This window comes from Sphingobium sp. SA2, from assembly GCF_032227065.1.
Taxonomy (GTDB): Bacteria; Pseudomonadota; Alphaproteobacteria; order Sphingomonadales; family Sphingomonadaceae; genus Sphingobium.
Map to the genome: position 1 here is coordinate 378753 of NZ_JAPMXX010000001.1, position 16067 is coordinate 394819.

Annotated in this window: 15 protein-coding genes and 1 pseudogene; 9 read left to right on the top strand and 7 right to left on the bottom strand. The window is 64.5% G+C overall.

The features are described from left to right. Positions 1-42 precede the first annotated feature (42 nt). The 3 genes from OVY48_RS01935 to OVY48_RS01945 all read left to right on the top strand — a co-directional run bounded on the left by OVY48_RS01935 (position 43) and on the right by OVY48_RS01945 (position 1841). Positions 43-426: a DUF305 domain-containing protein gene (locus OVY48_RS01935; RefSeq protein WP_030541567.1), complete on the top strand. Its 384-nt coding sequence runs from the start codon at positions 43-45 to the stop codon at positions 424-426. A gap of 61 nt (positions 427-487) precedes the next feature. Next, entirely contained in the window at positions 488-937 is a 450-nt protein-coding gene (locus OVY48_RS01940) for a DUF411 domain-containing protein (RefSeq protein WP_046407136.1), read from the top strand. 367 nt (positions 938-1304) lie between these two features. Beyond that, the gene (locus OVY48_RS01945; RefSeq protein ID WP_030541569.1) at positions 1305-1841 is read left to right on the top strand and encodes a DUF2231 domain-containing protein; all 537 of its coding nucleotides are present in this window, start codon (positions 1305-1307) and stop codon (positions 1839-1841) included. A gap of 213 nt (positions 1842-2054) precedes the next feature. On the opposite strand, the pseudogene OVY48_RS01950 reads toward OVY48_RS01945, so the two are convergent. After that, a pseudogene (locus OVY48_RS01950) lies at positions 2055-2180 on the bottom strand (DUF305 domain-containing protein); the annotation flags it as partial. Between the two features lie 24 nt (positions 2181-2204). Next, complete coding sequence (locus OVY48_RS01955) at positions 2205-3215, bottom strand: NAD(P)/FAD-dependent oxidoreductase (RefSeq protein ID WP_313921736.1); 1011 nt, start codon at positions 3213-3215, stop codon at positions 2205-2207. A 196-nt stretch (positions 3216-3411) separates the two neighbouring features. On the opposite strand from OVY48_RS01955, the gene copC reads away from it, so the two are divergent. The 4 genes from copC to OVY48_RS01975 all read left to right on the top strand — a co-directional run bounded on the left by copC (position 3412) and on the right by OVY48_RS01975 (position 9844). Further along, on the top strand, positions 3412-3780 hold the full coding sequence (copC, locus tag OVY48_RS01960) for a copper homeostasis periplasmic binding protein CopC (RefSeq protein WP_030541571.1): 369 nt from the start codon (positions 3412-3414) through the stop codon (positions 3778-3780). A gap of 4 nt (positions 3781-3784) precedes the next feature. After that, positions 3785-4711 carry a copper homeostasis membrane protein CopD gene (gene copD / locus OVY48_RS01965; protein WP_030541572.1) on the top strand — a complete coding sequence of 309 codons (927 nt, stop codon included), beginning with the start codon at positions 3785-3787 and terminating at the stop codon, positions 4709-4711. Between the two features lie 249 nt (positions 4712-4960). After that, positions 4961-7645, top strand: a complete 2685-nt coding sequence (locus tag OVY48_RS01970) for a vitamin K epoxide reductase family protein (RefSeq protein WP_313921737.1) — start codon at positions 4961-4963, stop codon at positions 7643-7645. A gap of 264 nt (positions 7646-7909) precedes the next feature. After that, positions 7910-9844 carry a cytochrome c/FTR1 family iron permease gene (locus tag OVY48_RS01975; RefSeq protein WP_313922045.1) on the top strand — a complete coding sequence of 645 codons (1935 nt, stop codon included), beginning with the start codon at positions 7910-7912 and terminating at the stop codon, positions 9842-9844. Between the two features lie 126 nt (positions 9845-9970). Here OVY48_RS01975 and OVY48_RS01980 read toward each other — a convergent pair whose 3' ends face one another. The 3 genes from OVY48_RS01980 to OVY48_RS01990 form a co-directional block, all read right to left on the bottom strand. Next, positions 9971-10303: a four-helix bundle copper-binding protein gene (locus OVY48_RS01980; RefSeq protein WP_039335527.1), complete on the bottom strand. Its 333-nt coding sequence runs from the start codon at positions 10301-10303 to the stop codon at positions 9971-9973. Positions 10304-10415: 112 nt separating this feature from the next. Next, positions 10416-10844: a Cu(I)-responsive transcriptional regulator gene (gene cueR / locus OVY48_RS01985; RefSeq protein WP_082013386.1), complete on the bottom strand. Its 429-nt coding sequence runs from the start codon at positions 10842-10844 to the stop codon at positions 10416-10418. Between the two features lie 11 nt (positions 10845-10855). Next, a complete protein-coding gene (locus OVY48_RS01990) occupies positions 10856-13309 on the bottom strand; it encodes a heavy metal translocating P-type ATPase (protein WP_313921738.1) in 2454 nt (817 codons plus the stop codon). A gap of 134 nt (positions 13310-13443) precedes the next feature. Between OVY48_RS01990 and OVY48_RS01995 the strand changes: the two genes are divergently transcribed. Further along, positions 13444-13638 carry a heavy-metal-associated domain-containing protein gene (locus OVY48_RS01995; RefSeq protein ID WP_030541577.1) on the top strand — a complete coding sequence of 65 codons (195 nt, stop codon included), beginning with the start codon at positions 13444-13446 and terminating at the stop codon, positions 13636-13638. 138 nt (positions 13639-13776) lie between these two features. Beyond that, entirely contained in the window at positions 13777-14148 is a 372-nt protein-coding gene (locus OVY48_RS02000; protein WP_030541578.1) for a hypothetical protein, read from the top strand. Between the two features lie 114 nt (positions 14149-14262). On the opposite strand, the gene OVY48_RS02005 is transcribed toward OVY48_RS02000, so the two are convergent. Together OVY48_RS02005 and OVY48_RS02010 are read right to left on the bottom strand one after the other, a co-directional pair. After that, on the bottom strand, positions 14263-14604 hold the full coding sequence (locus tag OVY48_RS02005) for a hypothetical protein (RefSeq protein ID WP_030541579.1): 342 nt from the start codon (positions 14602-14604) through the stop codon (positions 14263-14265). A 110-nt stretch (positions 14605-14714) separates the two neighbouring features. Then, positions 14715-16049, bottom strand: coding sequence for an MFS transporter (locus tag OVY48_RS02010; protein WP_030541580.1), 1335 nt, complete (start codon positions 16047-16049; stop codon positions 14715-14717). Between the last annotated feature and the right edge of the window lie 18 nt (positions 16050-16067).

Here is a 16067-nt window from a genome sequence, read left to right on the forward strand (position 1 = left end):
ACTAGTCTTGTCGGGTTGGCTGAGGTCAAGAAGGAGAAGTCGATGTTCAAGACAGTAACACTTCTGGCTCTGGCCGCGACGTCGGCGAGCCCCGCTTTGGCTCAGCAGCAGATGCAGGGCATGGACCATTCGAAAATGCAAGGCATGAACCACGACAACATGCCTGGCATGAACACGCCTTTCATGCCCGCCGAAATGGCGATGCACGAAAAGATGATGAAGGCCAAGGGCGCTAATGCGAGCGAGACGTGGGTCCGCAAGATGATCGAGCATCACCGCGGTGCGATCGCCATGTCGCAGATCGTTCTCCGGGAGTCGCCCGATGCGAAGACCCGGCAAATGGCCCAGAAATCGATTGCCGAGCAGAACAAGAGCATCGGTGAACTCCAGGCGATGCTCCGGTCGATGGGCAAGCGTCCTCAGTAATAAGCCTCGTTCCTCCCGCCCCCAGCGAGGAGACGGGAGGAACGACCAAGGAGATTTTTCCATGAAGTCAGCGTTGCGATTTGCGCTTACTGCCGCAGCCTTGTTGGTTCCGGTTGCCGCCAGCGCGGCTACCCCGATCGTTATGCACCGCGACCCCGGCTGCGGCTGTTGCGCCAAGTGGGCGGCGCAGGTGCAGCAGCAGCTCGGCCGTCAGGTGCGCGTCGTCGATGATCCCAACCGCCCGGCGCTGCAGAAGCGCGCGGGCGTTCCCGCGGACGTCTCGTCCTGCCACACCGCAATCGCCGATGGCATCGCTTTCGAGGGCCACGTGCCGATCGCCGACATGAAGCGGGCTCTTTCGACCCGGCCCAAGGGCGTGCGAGGCCTCGCGGTCGGCGGCATGCCGTTCGGCTCGCCAGGAATGGAAGTGCCGGGCGTCAAGGCGCAAGCCTATGACGTGGTCGCCTTTGGTCCCAGCGGCCGCCGCCTGTTCGCCCGCCACGGCAGCTGATCGGCCGATGTTTTTTGGCGGAGTGGCATGACGCGGTCGCCGCAGCCAGCGTAGCTGTGGCGTCCAGTCCGTCTTGAAGAGCAGACGGAAAGTTTCACAAAGGAAGCTGGGCAGGTGAGGGAAGAAGGCGCGGCGTGCGTAAACTGGATTGAAACAACACGGTTCAAGGGGTTGGGTGATGGGCGGTAAACGAGGCGGGGCTTTCGCTCTACTCCTTGCGGTTGCAATCTCAGTAAGCACGTCGGCATCGGCGCACGAAGATCACGATGCGCTCGGGGCCGGTCCCGGGCCGGCCGCTAGCAGCGCAGCCGAGACGCAGAAAGCAGATGGGGCGGACGCTGGCGACGGCCACATGGGCATGGGCTCTATGTCGACCGTGGACATGAACATGGGCGGCCGCGACATCGCCGGCGACGACATGGACATGGGCGGCATGCACGAGGAGACCGCCAACAAGAACAAGACTTTCGGCGAACGGCTTGTGAGCTGGCTGGGGCGGGTGCATACCATGGTCATTCATTTTCCCATCGCCCTGTTCATCGGTGCGTTCGGGGTGGAGCTGTTCGGGTTGTGGCGCCGCAACCGGGATTATCAGCATGTCGCACACATAATGCTGGTCGTCGGCGCGCTGGGAGCGATCGTGGCGGCGTTCCTGGGCTGGTTCGCAGGCGGGTTCTACCTGACCGACCGCAACCCGATCCTGATGACGCATCGCTGGCTCGGGACATCGATCGCGGTCTTCGGCGTCGCGCTGGCTTGGATGGCAGCGCGCCACCGCAAGGGTCCCGAGCGGTCGCGGTCGTTGTACTGGGCGGTGCTTGGCCTGATGACACTCGCGATCTCAATCCAGGGGTTCCTCGGCGGAACCTTCATGCACGGCGGAATAAACCACTTGGCGTTCTGAGGGGCCCCGACGCTTAGTAGCCGGTCGCGTGTTGGCGCGCTGCGAAGGAGAATGCGACGAAATGCGGCAGCGCCGACCTTCGTGCCGTAGGCCTTTTCAAGCATAGCCGTCGGATGCCGCCGGCGAGCCCGGCCCCGCTAGGGCGTGTCGAGCAACCCCCGACGCTGGTAATAGCACACTGTCTCGATGCACTCCCGCGCAAGCCTCGGGATCGTGGTGCGGGATCATCGAACGGAGGAGGGCCGTGTCGCCGATCGTCGTGTGGATACGAATAAGCGCGAAGCAGCCGAAGAAGATGACAAGCGAGCCGGCGATCAGCGCTTTGTTGGCGGCTTTCGCTCGGTGCACCGCCAGTGGCTCCCACTACGTCGGCGGTACGCTCCGAGCGGGATACAGCCCGGCGATGGCGGACCACAATCCGCTGTCGCGGTCGCGCAACAGATTATGGATTGCAGTCGCAGCGATTGCCGCTTGCCCGGCTGCGACGCTGATCTGATCGAGCCCTTCTACTACGTCGCCGACTGCGTACACGCCATCAACCGAGGTTTGTTGGTGGGCATCGGTCAGCACGCACCCTAATTTGCTGAGCTTCGCGCCCAGCAAAGTGGCAAGCCGCGTCCGAGGCGACGAGCCGAGCGCAGGGTAAAGCGTGTCGAATTGCAGCTCCAGGCCATTGGCCAACCGCACCTCGACACAGTCGCCAAGACGCAGCTGCTCGACAGGCGAGGGGGCGACATCGATGCCCTGCTGGTTCAGCTTGGCAAGTTCGGTCGGCCCGAGATCGAGCGAGCGCTCAGCCAGAAGCGTGACCTTGGCCCCATAAGCCCTCAGGAATTCAGCTTCTTCAGCGCCATGACCACTGCCGCCGAGCACCGCCACGTTCATCCGCCGGGCCTCATAACCATCGCAGATCGGACAATAGCGGAGAAGCCCACGCGCCACGCCGATGTCATGCATCGCATCGGGCATCTCGGGACGCCGGTTGAGGACACCGGTCGCGAGGACAACGGTCCGCGCGCGCAAGATGTTCAGTTCGCAGGTTGCCGAGAAGTGGTCGCCTAAGGCGACAATTGCGTCGATCTCACCGCTCTGGACCGTACCGCCATATTCGCGCAGCTGAGCCTGCAATCGCGCAAGAAACGCGACGCCGGAAATGCCTCCGGGAAATCCTGGCAGGTTGCGCGAGTGCGGGATGGAGGCGACGCGCCCTGCCGCCGCGTCATAGACGACGCAGCTCCTGAGAAACCGCGACAGATAGATCGCGGTCATGAGGCCCGCTGGACCGCCGCCCACAATCAGACAGTCGATGACCTCCTCGGGGTCGCCCGTCCAGCCTTGATCGGTCAATCGCAACCTCATCATTACCCCGCGCATGCGCCCGTCCAGGCCCGCGGCCACAGTTCGTCTCGAGAGGAGACGCGGTGAAAAGCGCCCCATGCTCCCTTCTGAATACGCGCCGCCACCGCCGGCCCCTCATCGAGAGCGGTGCGTCGGCACGAAAAAGATCGTGAGGGGTGACCCGCCCGGCTGCGTAATACAGGTGAACCCAATCGAAATGGAGATTACCCTGATGCGTCGCTTGTTCATCACGACTGCCGCCGCGGCCTTATTCTTCGCAGGCGGCGTGGCGAACGCGCACCCGAAGCTGGTGTCCTCCAGCCCCGCCGCCAACGCGGCCGTCGCGACCCCCGAGAAGATCAGCCTTCAGTTCAGCGAGAAACTCGTGCCGGCTTTCTCCAAGGCCGACCTTACCATGGCAGCGATGCCGGGCATGGCGGCCATGAAAATGCCCAGCAGCGCCGCAGTCGGCGCCGATGGCCGGACGCTCACCATCACCCCGAAGCAGCGCCTCCCGCGTGGGCGCTACAGCGTCGGCTGGCAGGTCGTCTCTAGCGATACACACAAAATCACCGGCAGCTACAACTTCACGGTGAAGTGAGCGAATGCTCGACTGGCCGACCGTCGCCATCCGCTTGGCGTTATACCTGGTCCTGGCGGCGCTGTTCGGCCTGTCGGCCTTCAGCCTCTATGGTCTTCGTCTTGGCGAGCGCGATGATGCCATCGCGCTGCGGCCTTGGCTCACGGCAAGCGCAGCGCTCGGGTTGCTGCTCTCAGCCGTTGGCCTGATCCTTATGGCCTCGGCGATGGCCGGTTCTGCATTCTGGCCGATCGACCAGGCAGCGGTGGCCGCGCTGCTCGGGGGGCCACCGGTTGGCACCGCCTGGAAGGTGCGTATGGTGGCGCTGGTCATCGCCGTCGGTGCAGCCCTGCTGGCGCGAGGCAGAGCATCGTGGCTGGCTATCGCCATGATTGCCGCCGCCGCGGCATTGGCGACACTCGCGTGGAACGGGCACGGCGCCATGGACGAGGGAAGCACCGGATGGCTTCACCTCGGTGCGGACATCCTCCATCTCCTTGCCGCCGGTTTGTGGGTCGGGGCGCTGTTCGGATTGCTTCTCCTGATGGCGCGCCGCGCCGAGGAGATCGATGCTGCGCACCTTCGGCTGACCCATCGCGCCCTGCACGGGTTTGGCTCCGTTGGTACGCTCGTTGTTGTTACCCTGGTGGTAACTGGTTTGATCAATAGTTGGCTGCTCGTCGGGCCAGCCAATTTCGCGGCCTTGGGGACGACGCTCTACGGCCTGCTGCTGCTCGCCAAGCTGGTTTTGTTCGCAGCGATGCTGGGGCTCGCTTCGCTCAATCGGTTCCGCCTCACGCCGGCCTTCGAGCGCTCGATTGCCATGAACGACCATGGCGGGGCGCTTACGGCGCTGCGGGTCAGCCTTGCGGTCGAGACAGCCTGCGTGATCGGCATCCTGGCGCTCGTGGCATGGCTAGGCACCCTCGCGCCACCCGCGTCGGGCATGTAAGCGCTATGGACCAACCGTCCACGCAAGCGCCGCTCAGGCCTTCCACCTTCTTTTACCCACTTACGCGGCTTAACCCTCGCCTCCCAAGACACCCCCCGCTTGGACTGAGCTTACGTGTCCGACGCCCTAAGTCGCCCACAGGCGCTTGCGGGAAGGCCGCGTCGCGCTGCAAAGCTGGGCGTGCGAGAGGGTTGGTCCGGGTGGGCCTGTCAGTGTTTTCAGAGATGAATGAACAAGGGTGGCAAAGTCATGACCGATGGCAAACGCAGTGAAGCCGGCAGCGGCCAGGGTGGCGAAGTCGTCCTCATCACGGGTGCGAGCGGTTTTATCGCCGCAGCGCTGATTGCCCAGCTCGGCGAGCGCTACACGGTCGTCGGCCTTGATCGCGCCGGCCCTCCCGACCCACCGCCGCCCGCGGCGGCGATCGACATAGACCTCGGGTCAGACGAAGCGGTCCGAGTTGCGCTTGACGAGGTGCGCGCACGGTACGGCAACCGCATCGCCTCGGTGATCCACCTCGCCGCCTATTATGATATCACGGGTGACCCCAATCCGCTCTACGACAAGGTCACCGTGCAGGGCACCCGCCGGCTGATTGACGGGCTGCAATCGTTCGAAGTCGGACAATTCGTCTTCGCCAGCACGATGCTCGTTCATAAGCCGACCCCCACACCCGACGAGCGCATCAACGAGGACTCGCCGATCGGCGCGTCCTGGGCCTATCCGCAGTCCAAGGTCGACGCCGAGACATTGCTGCATGAGCGCCACGGAAACATCCCCGTCGTTTATATGCGCGCCGCCGGAGTTTACGACGACGACGGACGCTCGGCTTTTCTCGCGCAGCAGATATCGCAGATTTACGAGCACCGCCTGATTTCGCATTTTTATCCCGGCATGCTGTGTGCGGCGCAGTCATCGGTGCACCGCGACGACTTGGCTGACGCCGTGCTGCGTCTGGTCGATCGGCGGCACGAACTGCCGTCAGAACTGCCGCTGCTCATCGGCGAGCCCGACGCACCCGGCTATGCCGAGATCCAGGACATCGTCGGCGAGGCGCTCCACGGCGAGGGCTGGAAGACGATCCGGATTCCGCAGCCGCTCGCGAAAGCCGGGATCATCCTGCAGAACGAAGCGCTCGGCAGCGACGACTTCATCCAGCCCTGGATGATCGACAGCAGCAACGACCACTATATCCTCGATATTTCACGCGCCCGCTTGCTGCTCGGTTGGGAACCGAAGCATCGCCTCCGGGACACGCTGCCGACGATCGTCGCCGCGCTGAAGCGCCACCCGCGGGCCTGGTATCGGAACAACAAGCTTAACGAGAATCTGGTTGCCTGGCACGATAAGCTAAAGGCCGAACCTGTAGCGCCGGGCCAACAACCCGCAGCGGCAGGCGGTGGAATGGCCGACATGGATCACGGGGCTGCGGACCATAGCAGCATGGACCATGCTGCCATGGGGCACCGACCTGGCGCGGCGGACATGGCGATGACCGGTCACGGTGCACACGGCGATCACATGGCCATAATGGACCGCGACGAGCGCCGTGCGCGCTGGGCTCTTTACGCAAACATCGGTCTTGGGCTGTGGCTCGCCTCCAACCCGCTTATCTACGACTCCGTGACCACTCACAGTGTCGGCGAGGCGGCGCGCTTCGTAACTATTGATCGCGGGCTGCCGTCGATCGAGTGGCGGGCGAACGCGCTGGCCATCAGCGATGTCGTCAGCGGCCTCGCCATCGTGCTGTTCGGCGCGCTGTCGCTCGTTCCGCGCACCAAGACATGGGCGCAGTGGGCGGTCGCGTTCGTCGGCATCTGGCTGTTCTTCGCCCCGCTGATCTTCTGGAGCCCGAGCGCCGCTCAGTACAACAACAACCTGCTCATCGGCTCGGCCGTGATCGCCCTGTCGGTGCTCGTGCCGATGATGCCGGGCATGAGCATGGCGGGCATGATGGACCCCAAGAACATCCCGCCCGGCTGGACCTATTCGCCATCCACCGACGCACAGCGGCTGCCGATCGTCGCCATGGGTCTGATCGGCCTTCTCACCTCGCGCATCCTCACCGCCTACCAACTGGGGCATATTGACGGCGTTTGGGAGCCGTTTTTCGCCGGCTCCCTGAGCGATCCACGCAACGGCACCGAGGAGATCATCACCTCGGACATGTCCAAGGCCTGGCCGATTCCCGATGGTGGGCTCGGCACGGTCAGCTATGTCCTCGAGATCCTGATGGCGGTAATGGGCACCCGCGACCGCTGGCGGACCATGCCGTGGATGGTGACCTTCTTCGGCATCCTTGTCATCCCGCTCGGCGTCATCAGCATCTATTTCATCATCAGTCAGCCCATCGTCATCGGCACATGGAGCACGCTGGCGCTGATCGCCGCGCTCGCCATGCTGATCATGATCCCCTTCGCGCTCGACGAGGTGATTGCGATGGGTCAGTTCCTTCTCTGGGCGCGCCGGCAAGGCAAACCGCTGATCCGCACCTTCTTCCAGGGTGACGCGATAGAGGCGGGAGCGGTGGACGCGTCGGACGCGATGGCCTCGCCAAGCACCTTCTGGGCGGACGCAAAGAAGGGACTGACCCTGCCATGGACGCTGACTGCGAGCATCGTCATCGGCGTCCTGCTGATGCTGACCCGAATACTGTTCGGCACGGAAGGCGGTATGGCGAACAGCGATCACGTTGTGGGTGCGCTGGTCATCACGGTCGCGATCATCGCCACCGCAGAAGTTGCCCGCGCGCTGCGGCTGATCAACGTCGCGTTCGGAGCCTGGCTTGTGGCCGCGCCTTTCCTCCTCGACGGCGTTGGTCACCTTGGGGCCGTGGCCTCGGTCGTAGCCGGCATTGCGCTCGTCGGCCTCAGCTTTCCAAGGGGAAAGCGCAGCGCCGAGCATTATGCAAGCTGGGACAAGTACGTGATCTGAAAGTATCTTCAATCACTGCTTAGCCTCATCGAAAACCTTGATCGTGCATCGCACACCGTCACGCGCCTTCGCTGCCGCTTTTCTACCCCCCCGATCGTCTCCGGGTTCGCGGTCACGATCTTGTCGCCGGAGACGATCGCCCGCCAGCTCTCCGGCGGCGATGTTCATCATCCTGCCATTGGTGGTCGCGCACGCTGCCCAATACTGCTAATGAGAGTTGTTCGCATAGTCCGCGACGAGTGAAGCTTGGAATCGATCACCCATATGCCGTCACCTCTGGTCGCGCTGGTCGCGTCGCTTATGCTGCTGTTGATCCCCGCTGCGGCGATGGCCGATACCCGCGATGTTCAAACTGCTTGGCGTCTGCTCGACTATATGGCGGTCGATTATGGCGGTGCGGTCGCCAACGGCGCGGTCATAAGCGCGTCCGAATACGCGGAGATGACGGAGTTCGCCGCTGGGGTGTCGACGCGCCTCCGCGCACTTCCCGCGACGCCTGAGCGGCAATCTCTAATCCAAAGCGCTTCGCAGCTCGAAGCCGTGATCGGCCGCAAGGGATCGTCCCGAGAGGTCGCGACACTCGCGCATGGCCTCGCCGCCGATCTGCTCAAGGCCTATCCGGTGCCGCTCGCTCCCGCCAAGGCACCCGACCCCGCCATGGGAACAAGGCTATACGTCCAAAGCTGCTCGTCCTGCCACGGCCTCACCGGCGACGGACATGGGCCTGACGCTGCCAGACTCGACCCGCCGCCGATCGCGTTCACCGACGCCGAACGGGCGCGCCAGCGCAGCGTGTTCGCGCTCTATCAGGTGATAAGCCAAGGCATCGACGGGACCGCGATGCAGAGCTTCGCCGATCTGCCGAACGATCAACGCTGGGCGCTGGCGTTCCGCGCTGGCAGCTTCGCCCTGACCGACGCGCAAGCGGTCGAAGGCGAACGGCTGTGGAAGTCCCAGCCGAGCTTGCGGGCGCGGATCCCCGATTTGAAAACCCTGGTCGCGCTCACCCCCGCCGCGCTTGCGGGCAGCATCGGGCAGGCGAAAGCCGACGCGGTGCTCGCCTATCTGCGGCGCCACCCCGATCAGGTGATGCAACAAGCCCCGGGCTCGCTCGCGGTCGCTCGCTCCAAGCTTGCGCAAAGCCTCGCCGCGTTCCGGCGCGGCGACCGGCGCGGCGCAAAGGAACTGGCGCTGTCCGCCTATCTCGACGGGTTCGAGCCGATCGAACCGACGCTCTCGGCGCGCGACCCGACGCTCATGTCCAGGATCGAAGGCGCGATGGGAGAATATCGCGCCGCTGTGGAGAGCAGCACGTCGGCCGATGATGTGGCCGAACGAGTGGCAGTGCTGGGCGGCCTGTTCGATGATGCCGAGGCGGCGCTCGCGCCCGACGCCGCGACGCAGGCGTCCACCTTCTTGGGGGCCTTTACGATCCTGCTGCGTGAGGGGCTGGAAGCTCTTTTGATCGTGGTCGCCATGATCGCGTTCCTCCGCAAAGCGGAACGGCCAGAAGCCTTGCGCTATGTGCATGGCGGGTGGATCGGGGCGCTCATCGCGGGCGGACTTACCTGGGCCGTCGCCACCTATGCGATCGGGATCAGCGGCGCGAGCCGGGAGCTGACCGAAGGGTTCGGCTCGCTGTTCGCCGCGATCGTGCTGCTCTCGGTCGGAATCTGGATGCACGGCAAGACCCAAGCCGATCAGTGGCAACGCTATATCCGGGAGAAAATGTCACGGGCGCTATCGAGCGGGTCGGGATGGTTCCTGTTCGGGCTCGCATTCCTGGTGGTCTATCGGGAGGTCTTTGAAACGATCCTTTTCTACGCCGCGCTCTCGACACAGGGTAACACCGCGATGCTGCTGGCCGGCGCCGGCGCAGCGATCAGCCTTCTCGCCGTCATCGTCTGGGCCATGCTCCGCTACAGCCGGACGCTGCCGATTACGCAGTTCTTCCGCTACAGCTCGTGGCTGATGGCCGCTCTGACGGTCGTGCTGGCCGGTAAGGGAGTCGCTGCCCTCCAAGAGGCGGGGATCATCGACATAGCGCCGCTCGCCAGCGTGCCACGTATCTCGATGTTGGGCCTGTTCCCGACATTTCAGTCGGTGCTGGCACAACTCCTGATGCTTGCCGTGATCGTGATCGGGTTTGCCTGGAACCGCCGCGTCAAGCCGCGGGCGGGCGGGCCGCTAGCCTACTAGCGGCAGGGCAGACAACGCCCCTCTCTAAAGCGTTGCCGCAACCCTGACCGTGCATCGCACCGTCTCACGCGCCTTGGCTCGCAATGTAACGGGAGGGCGGCGGGGAAAGCGCCGCCCTCGGGCCATTTACGCGGCCATCTTGTCGCAAGCCTCGGCGCACTTGCGACATGCGGCGACGCAATCCTCCATGCCGTCCAGCCCTTCGCAGCTCGACGCGCACGCCCGGCAAATCTCGGCGCACTCGCGGCAGATATGCCGGTGGTGTTCGGACTTGCGCGCCATGAAGTCGATCGCGACGCTGCAAATCTGGGCACAGTCCAGCATCAGCTTCATGTGCTGCGGCTCGGCGTGCCGCCCTCCCGCCTCCAGGCAGTGATTCATCGCCATGTGAAGGCAGGTGATGTGGCATTCGTGGCAGGCGTCGATGCACGCCTTCATCTCGGGATCGATCTGATGCATTGTCTTTCCTTCCATATGCGCCCCGCTCCCCTCATAGATACGCGGTACTTGGCGCTATCCCTCGCCGCGGTTTGGACTTCACCGTCCTTACGGCTCGGACCATCGTCCAAGGTCAACCCTTTTCTTGCGCACAACGGAGAGTAACATGTTGAACTCCGACCGCAAGATCGTCCAGGATAGGGCAATCTGGCCGATCTCCGCCCGCGCAGCGACGCGCCAGATCTTCGAGCGACTTGCGCATCGCTCGGAGCTCGTGCTCCTTGCGCTCCATCTCCGCGGCTCGTGCAAGCGCGAGGGCCTTGACCTCACCACTCGCCCGATCGCCGTCCTGCCACAGCGCAACGAGCTGGCCGATCTCCGAAATTGGGAAGCCGAGATCGCGCGCGCGTCGGATGAAACGCAGCATGTGCACCTCGCGTTCGTCATAGTCGCGGTAGCCGGAATCACGCCGCGTGGCCTTGGGGATGAGGCCGATCGCCTCATAATGGCGGATCATCCGCTGGCTGACGCCCGAAGCTTTGGCAGCTTGTCCTATATTCACGTATTGTCTCCTCAAGCCGCTGTCGGACGCCAACGGCGAAGCGTCAGCGCATTGGCAGCGACGCTGACGCTCGACAGCGCCATCGCCGCGCCGGCGATCACCGGGCTTAGATAACCGAACGCCGCCAGCGGAATGCCGATCAGATTGTAGATGAACGCCCAGAACAAGCCTTGGCGGATCTTGGCATAGGTCCGCTTCGAGATGTCGATCGCGTCCGCCACCAGGCGTGGATCGCCCCGCATCAGCGTGATGCCCGCTGCGTGCATGGCGACGTCAGTGCCAGTCGACATGGCGATGCCGACATCCGCTGCAGCGAGGGCAGGGGCATCGTTGACGCCGTCGCCGACCATGGCGACCGTGCGGTCCTCGGCCCGCAACGCCGCTACCGCATCCGACTTTCCTTCCGGCAGGACATTGGCGACGAAGTCGTCGATGCCGAGCTTGGCTGCGGCTGCGCGGGCGCTTCCCGCATTGTCTCCGGTCAGCATCACGCTGCGTATGCCGCGGCCATGCAGCGCCGCCACGGCGGCCGCGGCGGAAGCCTTCACCTCGTCGCCGAACGCCAGCAGGCCGAGGAGGCGGCGTTCGGGCGCGCGCTCCGCAACCCAGGAGACCGTCCGTCCCTCGGCTTCCAGCCTGGCCGCCTCGGTGGCCAGCGGCGTCAGTGCGATAGCTTCGTCCTCCATCAAGCGCGTGCTGCCGAGGATCAGGTCGCGGCCGTTGACGTCTGCAGCAACCCCGCGGCCGGGCAGGCCGCGCATCCCGCTGGCGCGGGCGGGTTCGACGCCTTCCGAGCTGGCCCACGCCATGACGGCCCGTGCGAGCGGATGCTCGCTTCCGGCCTGAAGCGCCGCGGCGAGCGCGATGAGATCGGTGCGCTCGACCCCGGCGGCGGGCAGTCCGGCCAGCAGCGAGGGCTTGCCTTCGGTCAGCGTGCCGGTCTTGTCGAACGCAACGACATTGATGCGGTGCGCGGTCTCCAGCGCCTCGGCATCCTTGATGAGCACGCCGGCCCGCGCGGCAACGCCCGTACCGGCCATGATCGCGGTCGGAGTGGCTAGGCCGAGCGCGCACGGGCAGGCGATGACGAGCACCGCGACCGCGTTCAGGATCGCGACTTCCACTCCGGCGCCGGCGATCAGCCATCCGGCGAGGGTAAGCGCGGCTATGACGAGGACGATTGGCACGAACACGGCACTGACTTTGTCGACGAGCCGCTGGATCGGAGCCTTGGCGCCTTGCGCGCTTTCGACCAGGCGCACGATGCGGGCGAGGGTGGTCTCAGCCCCCACCGCCGTCGTCTCGACCAGGATGAGCCCGTCCGCGTTGATCGATCCGCCGGTCACTGGGTCTCCAGCGGCCTTGGCGACCGGAAGGCTCTCTCCGGTGAGCATGGATTCATCGACATGGGTCGCTCCCTCGATCAGTCGTCCATCGACGGGGATGCGCTCCCCGGGCCGGACGCGGACGCGGTCACCCGAGCGCACCTCCGCCAGGGCAATCTCTCGTTCGCTGCCGTCGGTGCCGACAACGCGAGCCAGGTCGGGCCGCAGCGCCATCAGCGCGCGGATCGCCTCTCCGGTCTGACGCTTGGCGCGGCCTTCGAGCCATTTGCCGAGCAGGATAAGGGTGATGACGACGGCCGAAGCCTCGAAGTAATAATGCGCGTCCATGCCGTGCATCGGCGCGAACAGCAGCTGGTAGAGGCTGAGCCCATAGGCGGCCGATGTGCCGATCGCGACCAGCAGGTCCATATTGCCGGTTCGGGCGCGCGCGGCCTTCCAACCCGCGCGATAGAAGCGCGCGCCCAGCCAGAACTGCACGGGCGTCGCGAGCAGCAGCTGGATCCAGCCCGGCACGGCCACCTCGATACCGAACGGGGCCAGCAGCATCGGAAAGACAAGCGGCAGCGACAGCGCCGCGGCGATCAGCACATGGCGGAGCTCTCTTGTTGCGGCGGCGTCGCGCCGGGCGTCCTCGGCGCCGCGTTCCGCCTCCGCCGATCCGGTGCGCGCCGATGCAGTGTAGCCAGCACTTTCGACAGCCTCGACCAAGACATAAGCGGGGACGTCACCCGCCGTTTCGATCCGCGCCGTCTCGGCCGCCAGGTTGACACTCGCGGAGCGGACGCCGGGCACTTTCAGCAGCGCCTTCTCGACCCGGGTGACGCAGGAGGCGCAGGTCATGCCGGTGATCGTCAGCTCGGTCGTCTGTGTCACCGGGGTGTAGCCCGCCGCAAGAACCGCATCGGCTACGGCAGCGACATCGGATCGTCCATCGACGAACTCGACATTCGCGCGCTCCGTCGCGAGATTGACCGAGACGCCGGCAACGCCCTGCACCCCGGCGATGGCGCGCTCCACCCGCCCGACGCACGTCGCGCAGGTCATGCCATCGATGGCCAGCGACAGCCTTTCGTCGCTTCTCGTCTGTGCCTGCATTGGCAGCTGCGCCCGGGCGTTCATGGTCGTCTCCACTACTGAGTCGACGGCCTTATGGTCCCTCACATTGTGTCAAGGTCAACAGCTAAATTCACCTCTTGACCCTGACACAGTGTCAAGCCCCATATTTGTTTCATCCACCTTATGGGAGAACGAAGATGATCGACTTCAAAGTTCAGGGAATGACCTGCGGAGGCTGTGCGCGCGGTGTGACCAACGCGCTTCAGCGCGTCGATGCCAATGCCGTCGTCAACATCGATTTGGCGAGAAAGACCGTTTCGGTAAACTCGACGGCCGATGTACAGCAGCTCAAGCAGGCCATCGAGAAAGCCGGCTTCGCGGTGACGCAATAAAGCCCCATTTTGCCTAAGGGATTTGCGGGGCGGGCGCGTAAAACAATTGTGCGGTGATCCGCACGCGCCCGCCTCGCGATCATAAGTACAGGGGGACTGTATGCGTTCCGCAGCACAATGAATGAGGGTGGCAGATTGATGACCGACGGTGAGCGCAGTGGGTCAGGGAGCGACAAGGACGCCCTCGAAGTCGTCCTCATCACAGGTGCGAGCGGCTTTACAGCCGCCGCGCTAGTTGCCCAGCCGAGGGAACGCTACACGGTTGTCGGCCTGGATCGTGTCGGTCCTCCAGACCCGCGGCCGCCCGCGTCGGCAATCGGCTATGACATCACGGGCAACCCCAATCCGCTCTACGACAAGGCCACCGTGCACGACACCCGCCGGCTGATTGACGGGCTCCGGTCGTTCGACGTCGAGCAATTCGTCTTCGCCAGCACAATGCTGGTTCATAAGCCTGCCGCCACTCCGGAAGAGCGCATCAGCGAGGAGTCGCCAATCGGTGCGTCCTAGGCGTATCCACAGTCGAAAGTTGTTGCCGAAGCACTGCTGCACGCGAGGCGCGGTAAGATTCCCGTCGTCTTCCTCCCCGCCGCCGGAGTTTACGACGGCGACGGGCGCTCGGCGTTACTCGCGCAGCAGATATCCCAGATCTACGAGCATCGCGTGATCTCGCACTTTTATCACGGGATGCTGCGTGCGGCATCGGCGCACCGCGACGACTTGGCCGATGCCGTGCTTCGCCTGGTCGATCGGCGGCACGACCTTTCGGCCGAGCTGCCGCTGCTCATCGGCGCGCCCGGCTATGCCGAGATCCAGGACATCGTGGGCGAGGCGCTCGACGGCGAGGTCCGGAAGACTATCCGGATTCCGTAGCCGCTCGCGAAGGCCGGGATCATCCTGCAGAACGAAGCGCTCGGCAGCGACGACTTCATCCAGCCCTGGATGATCGACAGCAGCAACGACCACTATATCCTCGATATCTCCCGCGCGCGTTCGCTGCTCGGATGGTAGCCGAAACACAGTCTCCGCGACACGCTGCCCGCGATCGTCACCGCTCGCTTTCACACTCACTGCCGCTACTGGATCGGCCAGCGTGGATGCAGCTCGTCGATCACGAACGCGTGGCGGGCGCGACCGCCCGGATGCCCTTCGAGAAGATGGGGATGATCGAGTGGCAGATCGTCATGCCTGTGTGCTACCACTTCGGCGTCTTCACTGGGCCAGATGCGGAACGCAATCACCGTGCCGATTAGCGCCAGCACAGCGGCCGCAGCGAACGCGGCGCCCATGCCGCCGAATGCGCCGATCTGACCTGCCAGTGGATAGGCAATTAGCCAGCACACATGGCTAAGCGCGAATTGCGCTGCAAACAGGGCGGGCCGATCCTGCCCGCCCGAAGAGCGGCGTAGCAGCCGGCCACCAGGCGTAATGCTGGCCGAATAGGCAATGCCAAGTGCTAACCAGCCCACGAGGATCACGCCCCAATAATGGGGGGCGGCGTGGTCCTGCCAAGACAAGGCGAGCGCCGCCAGCGTGACCGTCATAGCCGAAGCGGCCGACAGCATCACTGTCCGATCGGAGAGCCGTTCAAGCAAACGCGGCAGCAACAGCGCCGCCAGCATCGAGCCGCCACCGAAAGCGGCGAGCGTGATCGCCATCGCGCTCTGTCCACGCCCAAGGGCCGACTGTACCAGCACTGGCGTATTAACAATCACCATCGCACTGGCCGCGGCGGCTGCAAGAGTCACGGCGAGCAGGCCACGAAGCCGAGGCGTTTTGAGGTAAAGCCGGGCGCCGCGCGTGGTATTATAATAGATGCCGCCCGTCGGCCGGCTGGCAGCGGCCCGCGGAAGCACGGTCGTCAACACAAGAAGGGCCGAACAGGCAAAACCGATTGCAGTGCCTGAGAACAGCCAGTGGAAGCTCATAACCGTAAGCAGCGCGGCAGCGAGCATCGGGCTTGTCAGGCTTTCCATGTCATAGGCGAGGCGAGAGAGGGACAGCGCCTTAGTATAGTCCTGTTCCTCGGGCAGCACGTCAGGGATGGTCGCCTGGAAGGTCGGCGTGAACCCTGCCGAAGCCGATTGCAGCACGAAGATCAGTACGTAGATTTGCCACACCTGATCGATGAAGGGCAGCGCGAGCGCGACCAGGCAACGGATCAGGTCCATCGCGATGAGGAAACTACGGCGCGGCAATCGGTTTGCATAGGCGCCGACAATCGGGGCCACACCGATATAAGCGATCATCTTGATCGCCATCGCTGTGCCCAGCACGGCACCCGCGTCAGCACCAGCGATGTCATAGGCGAGCAGGCCCAACGCGACGGTAGCGAGGCCGGTGCCGATCAGCGCGATGATCTGGGCCAAGAACAGATGGCGATAGGTTCGGTTGGCCAATATTTTGAGCATGGCTACCTCGTTGGGCCC

Excerpts from the sequence above, each read along its gene's own strand:
- copC (WP_030541571.1), top strand. The coding sequence starts at position 3,412 with ATGCGTCGCTTGTTCATCACGACTGCCGCCGCGGCCTTATTCTTCGCA.
- OVY48_RS02010 (WP_030541580.1), bottom strand. The coding sequence starts at position 16,049 with ATGCTCAAAATATTGGCCAACCGAACCTATCGCCATCTGTTCTTGGCC.
- OVY48_RS01990 (WP_313921738.1), bottom strand. The coding sequence starts at position 13,309 with ATGAACGCCCGGGCGCAGCTGCCAATGCAGGCACAGACGAGAAGCGAC.
- OVY48_RS01975 (WP_313922045.1), top strand. The coding sequence starts at position 7,910 with ATGCCGTCACCTCTGGTCGCGCTGGTCGCGTCGCTTATGCTGCTGTTG.
- OVY48_RS02000 (WP_030541578.1), top strand. The coding sequence starts at position 13,777 with ATGACCGACGGTGAGCGCAGTGGGTCAGGGAGCGACAAGGACGCCCTC.
- OVY48_RS01945 (WP_030541569.1), top strand. The coding sequence starts at position 1,305 with ATGTCGACCGTGGACATGAACATGGGCGGCCGCGACATCGCCGGCGAC.
- OVY48_RS01995 (WP_030541577.1), top strand. The coding sequence starts at position 13,444 with ATGATCGACTTCAAAGTTCAGGGAATGACCTGCGGAGGCTGTGCGCGC.
- OVY48_RS01940 (WP_046407136.1), top strand. The coding sequence starts at position 488 with ATGAAGTCAGCGTTGCGATTTGCGCTTACTGCCGCAGCCTTGTTGGTT.
- OVY48_RS01970 (WP_313921737.1), top strand. The coding sequence starts at position 4,961 with ATGACCGATGGCAAACGCAGTGAAGCCGGCAGCGGCCAGGGTGGCGAA.
- OVY48_RS01955 (WP_313921736.1), bottom strand. The coding sequence starts at position 3,215 with ATGCGCGGGGTAATGATGAGGTTGCGATTGACCGATCAAGGCTGGACG.
- OVY48_RS01980 (WP_039335527.1), bottom strand. The coding sequence starts at position 10,303 with ATGCATCAGATCGATCCCGAGATGAAGGCGTGCATCGACGCCTGCCAC.
- OVY48_RS01935 (WP_030541567.1), top strand. The coding sequence starts at position 43 with ATGTTCAAGACAGTAACACTTCTGGCTCTGGCCGCGACGTCGGCGAGC.
- copD (WP_030541572.1), top strand. The coding sequence starts at position 3,785 with ATGCTCGACTGGCCGACCGTCGCCATCCGCTTGGCGTTATACCTGGTC.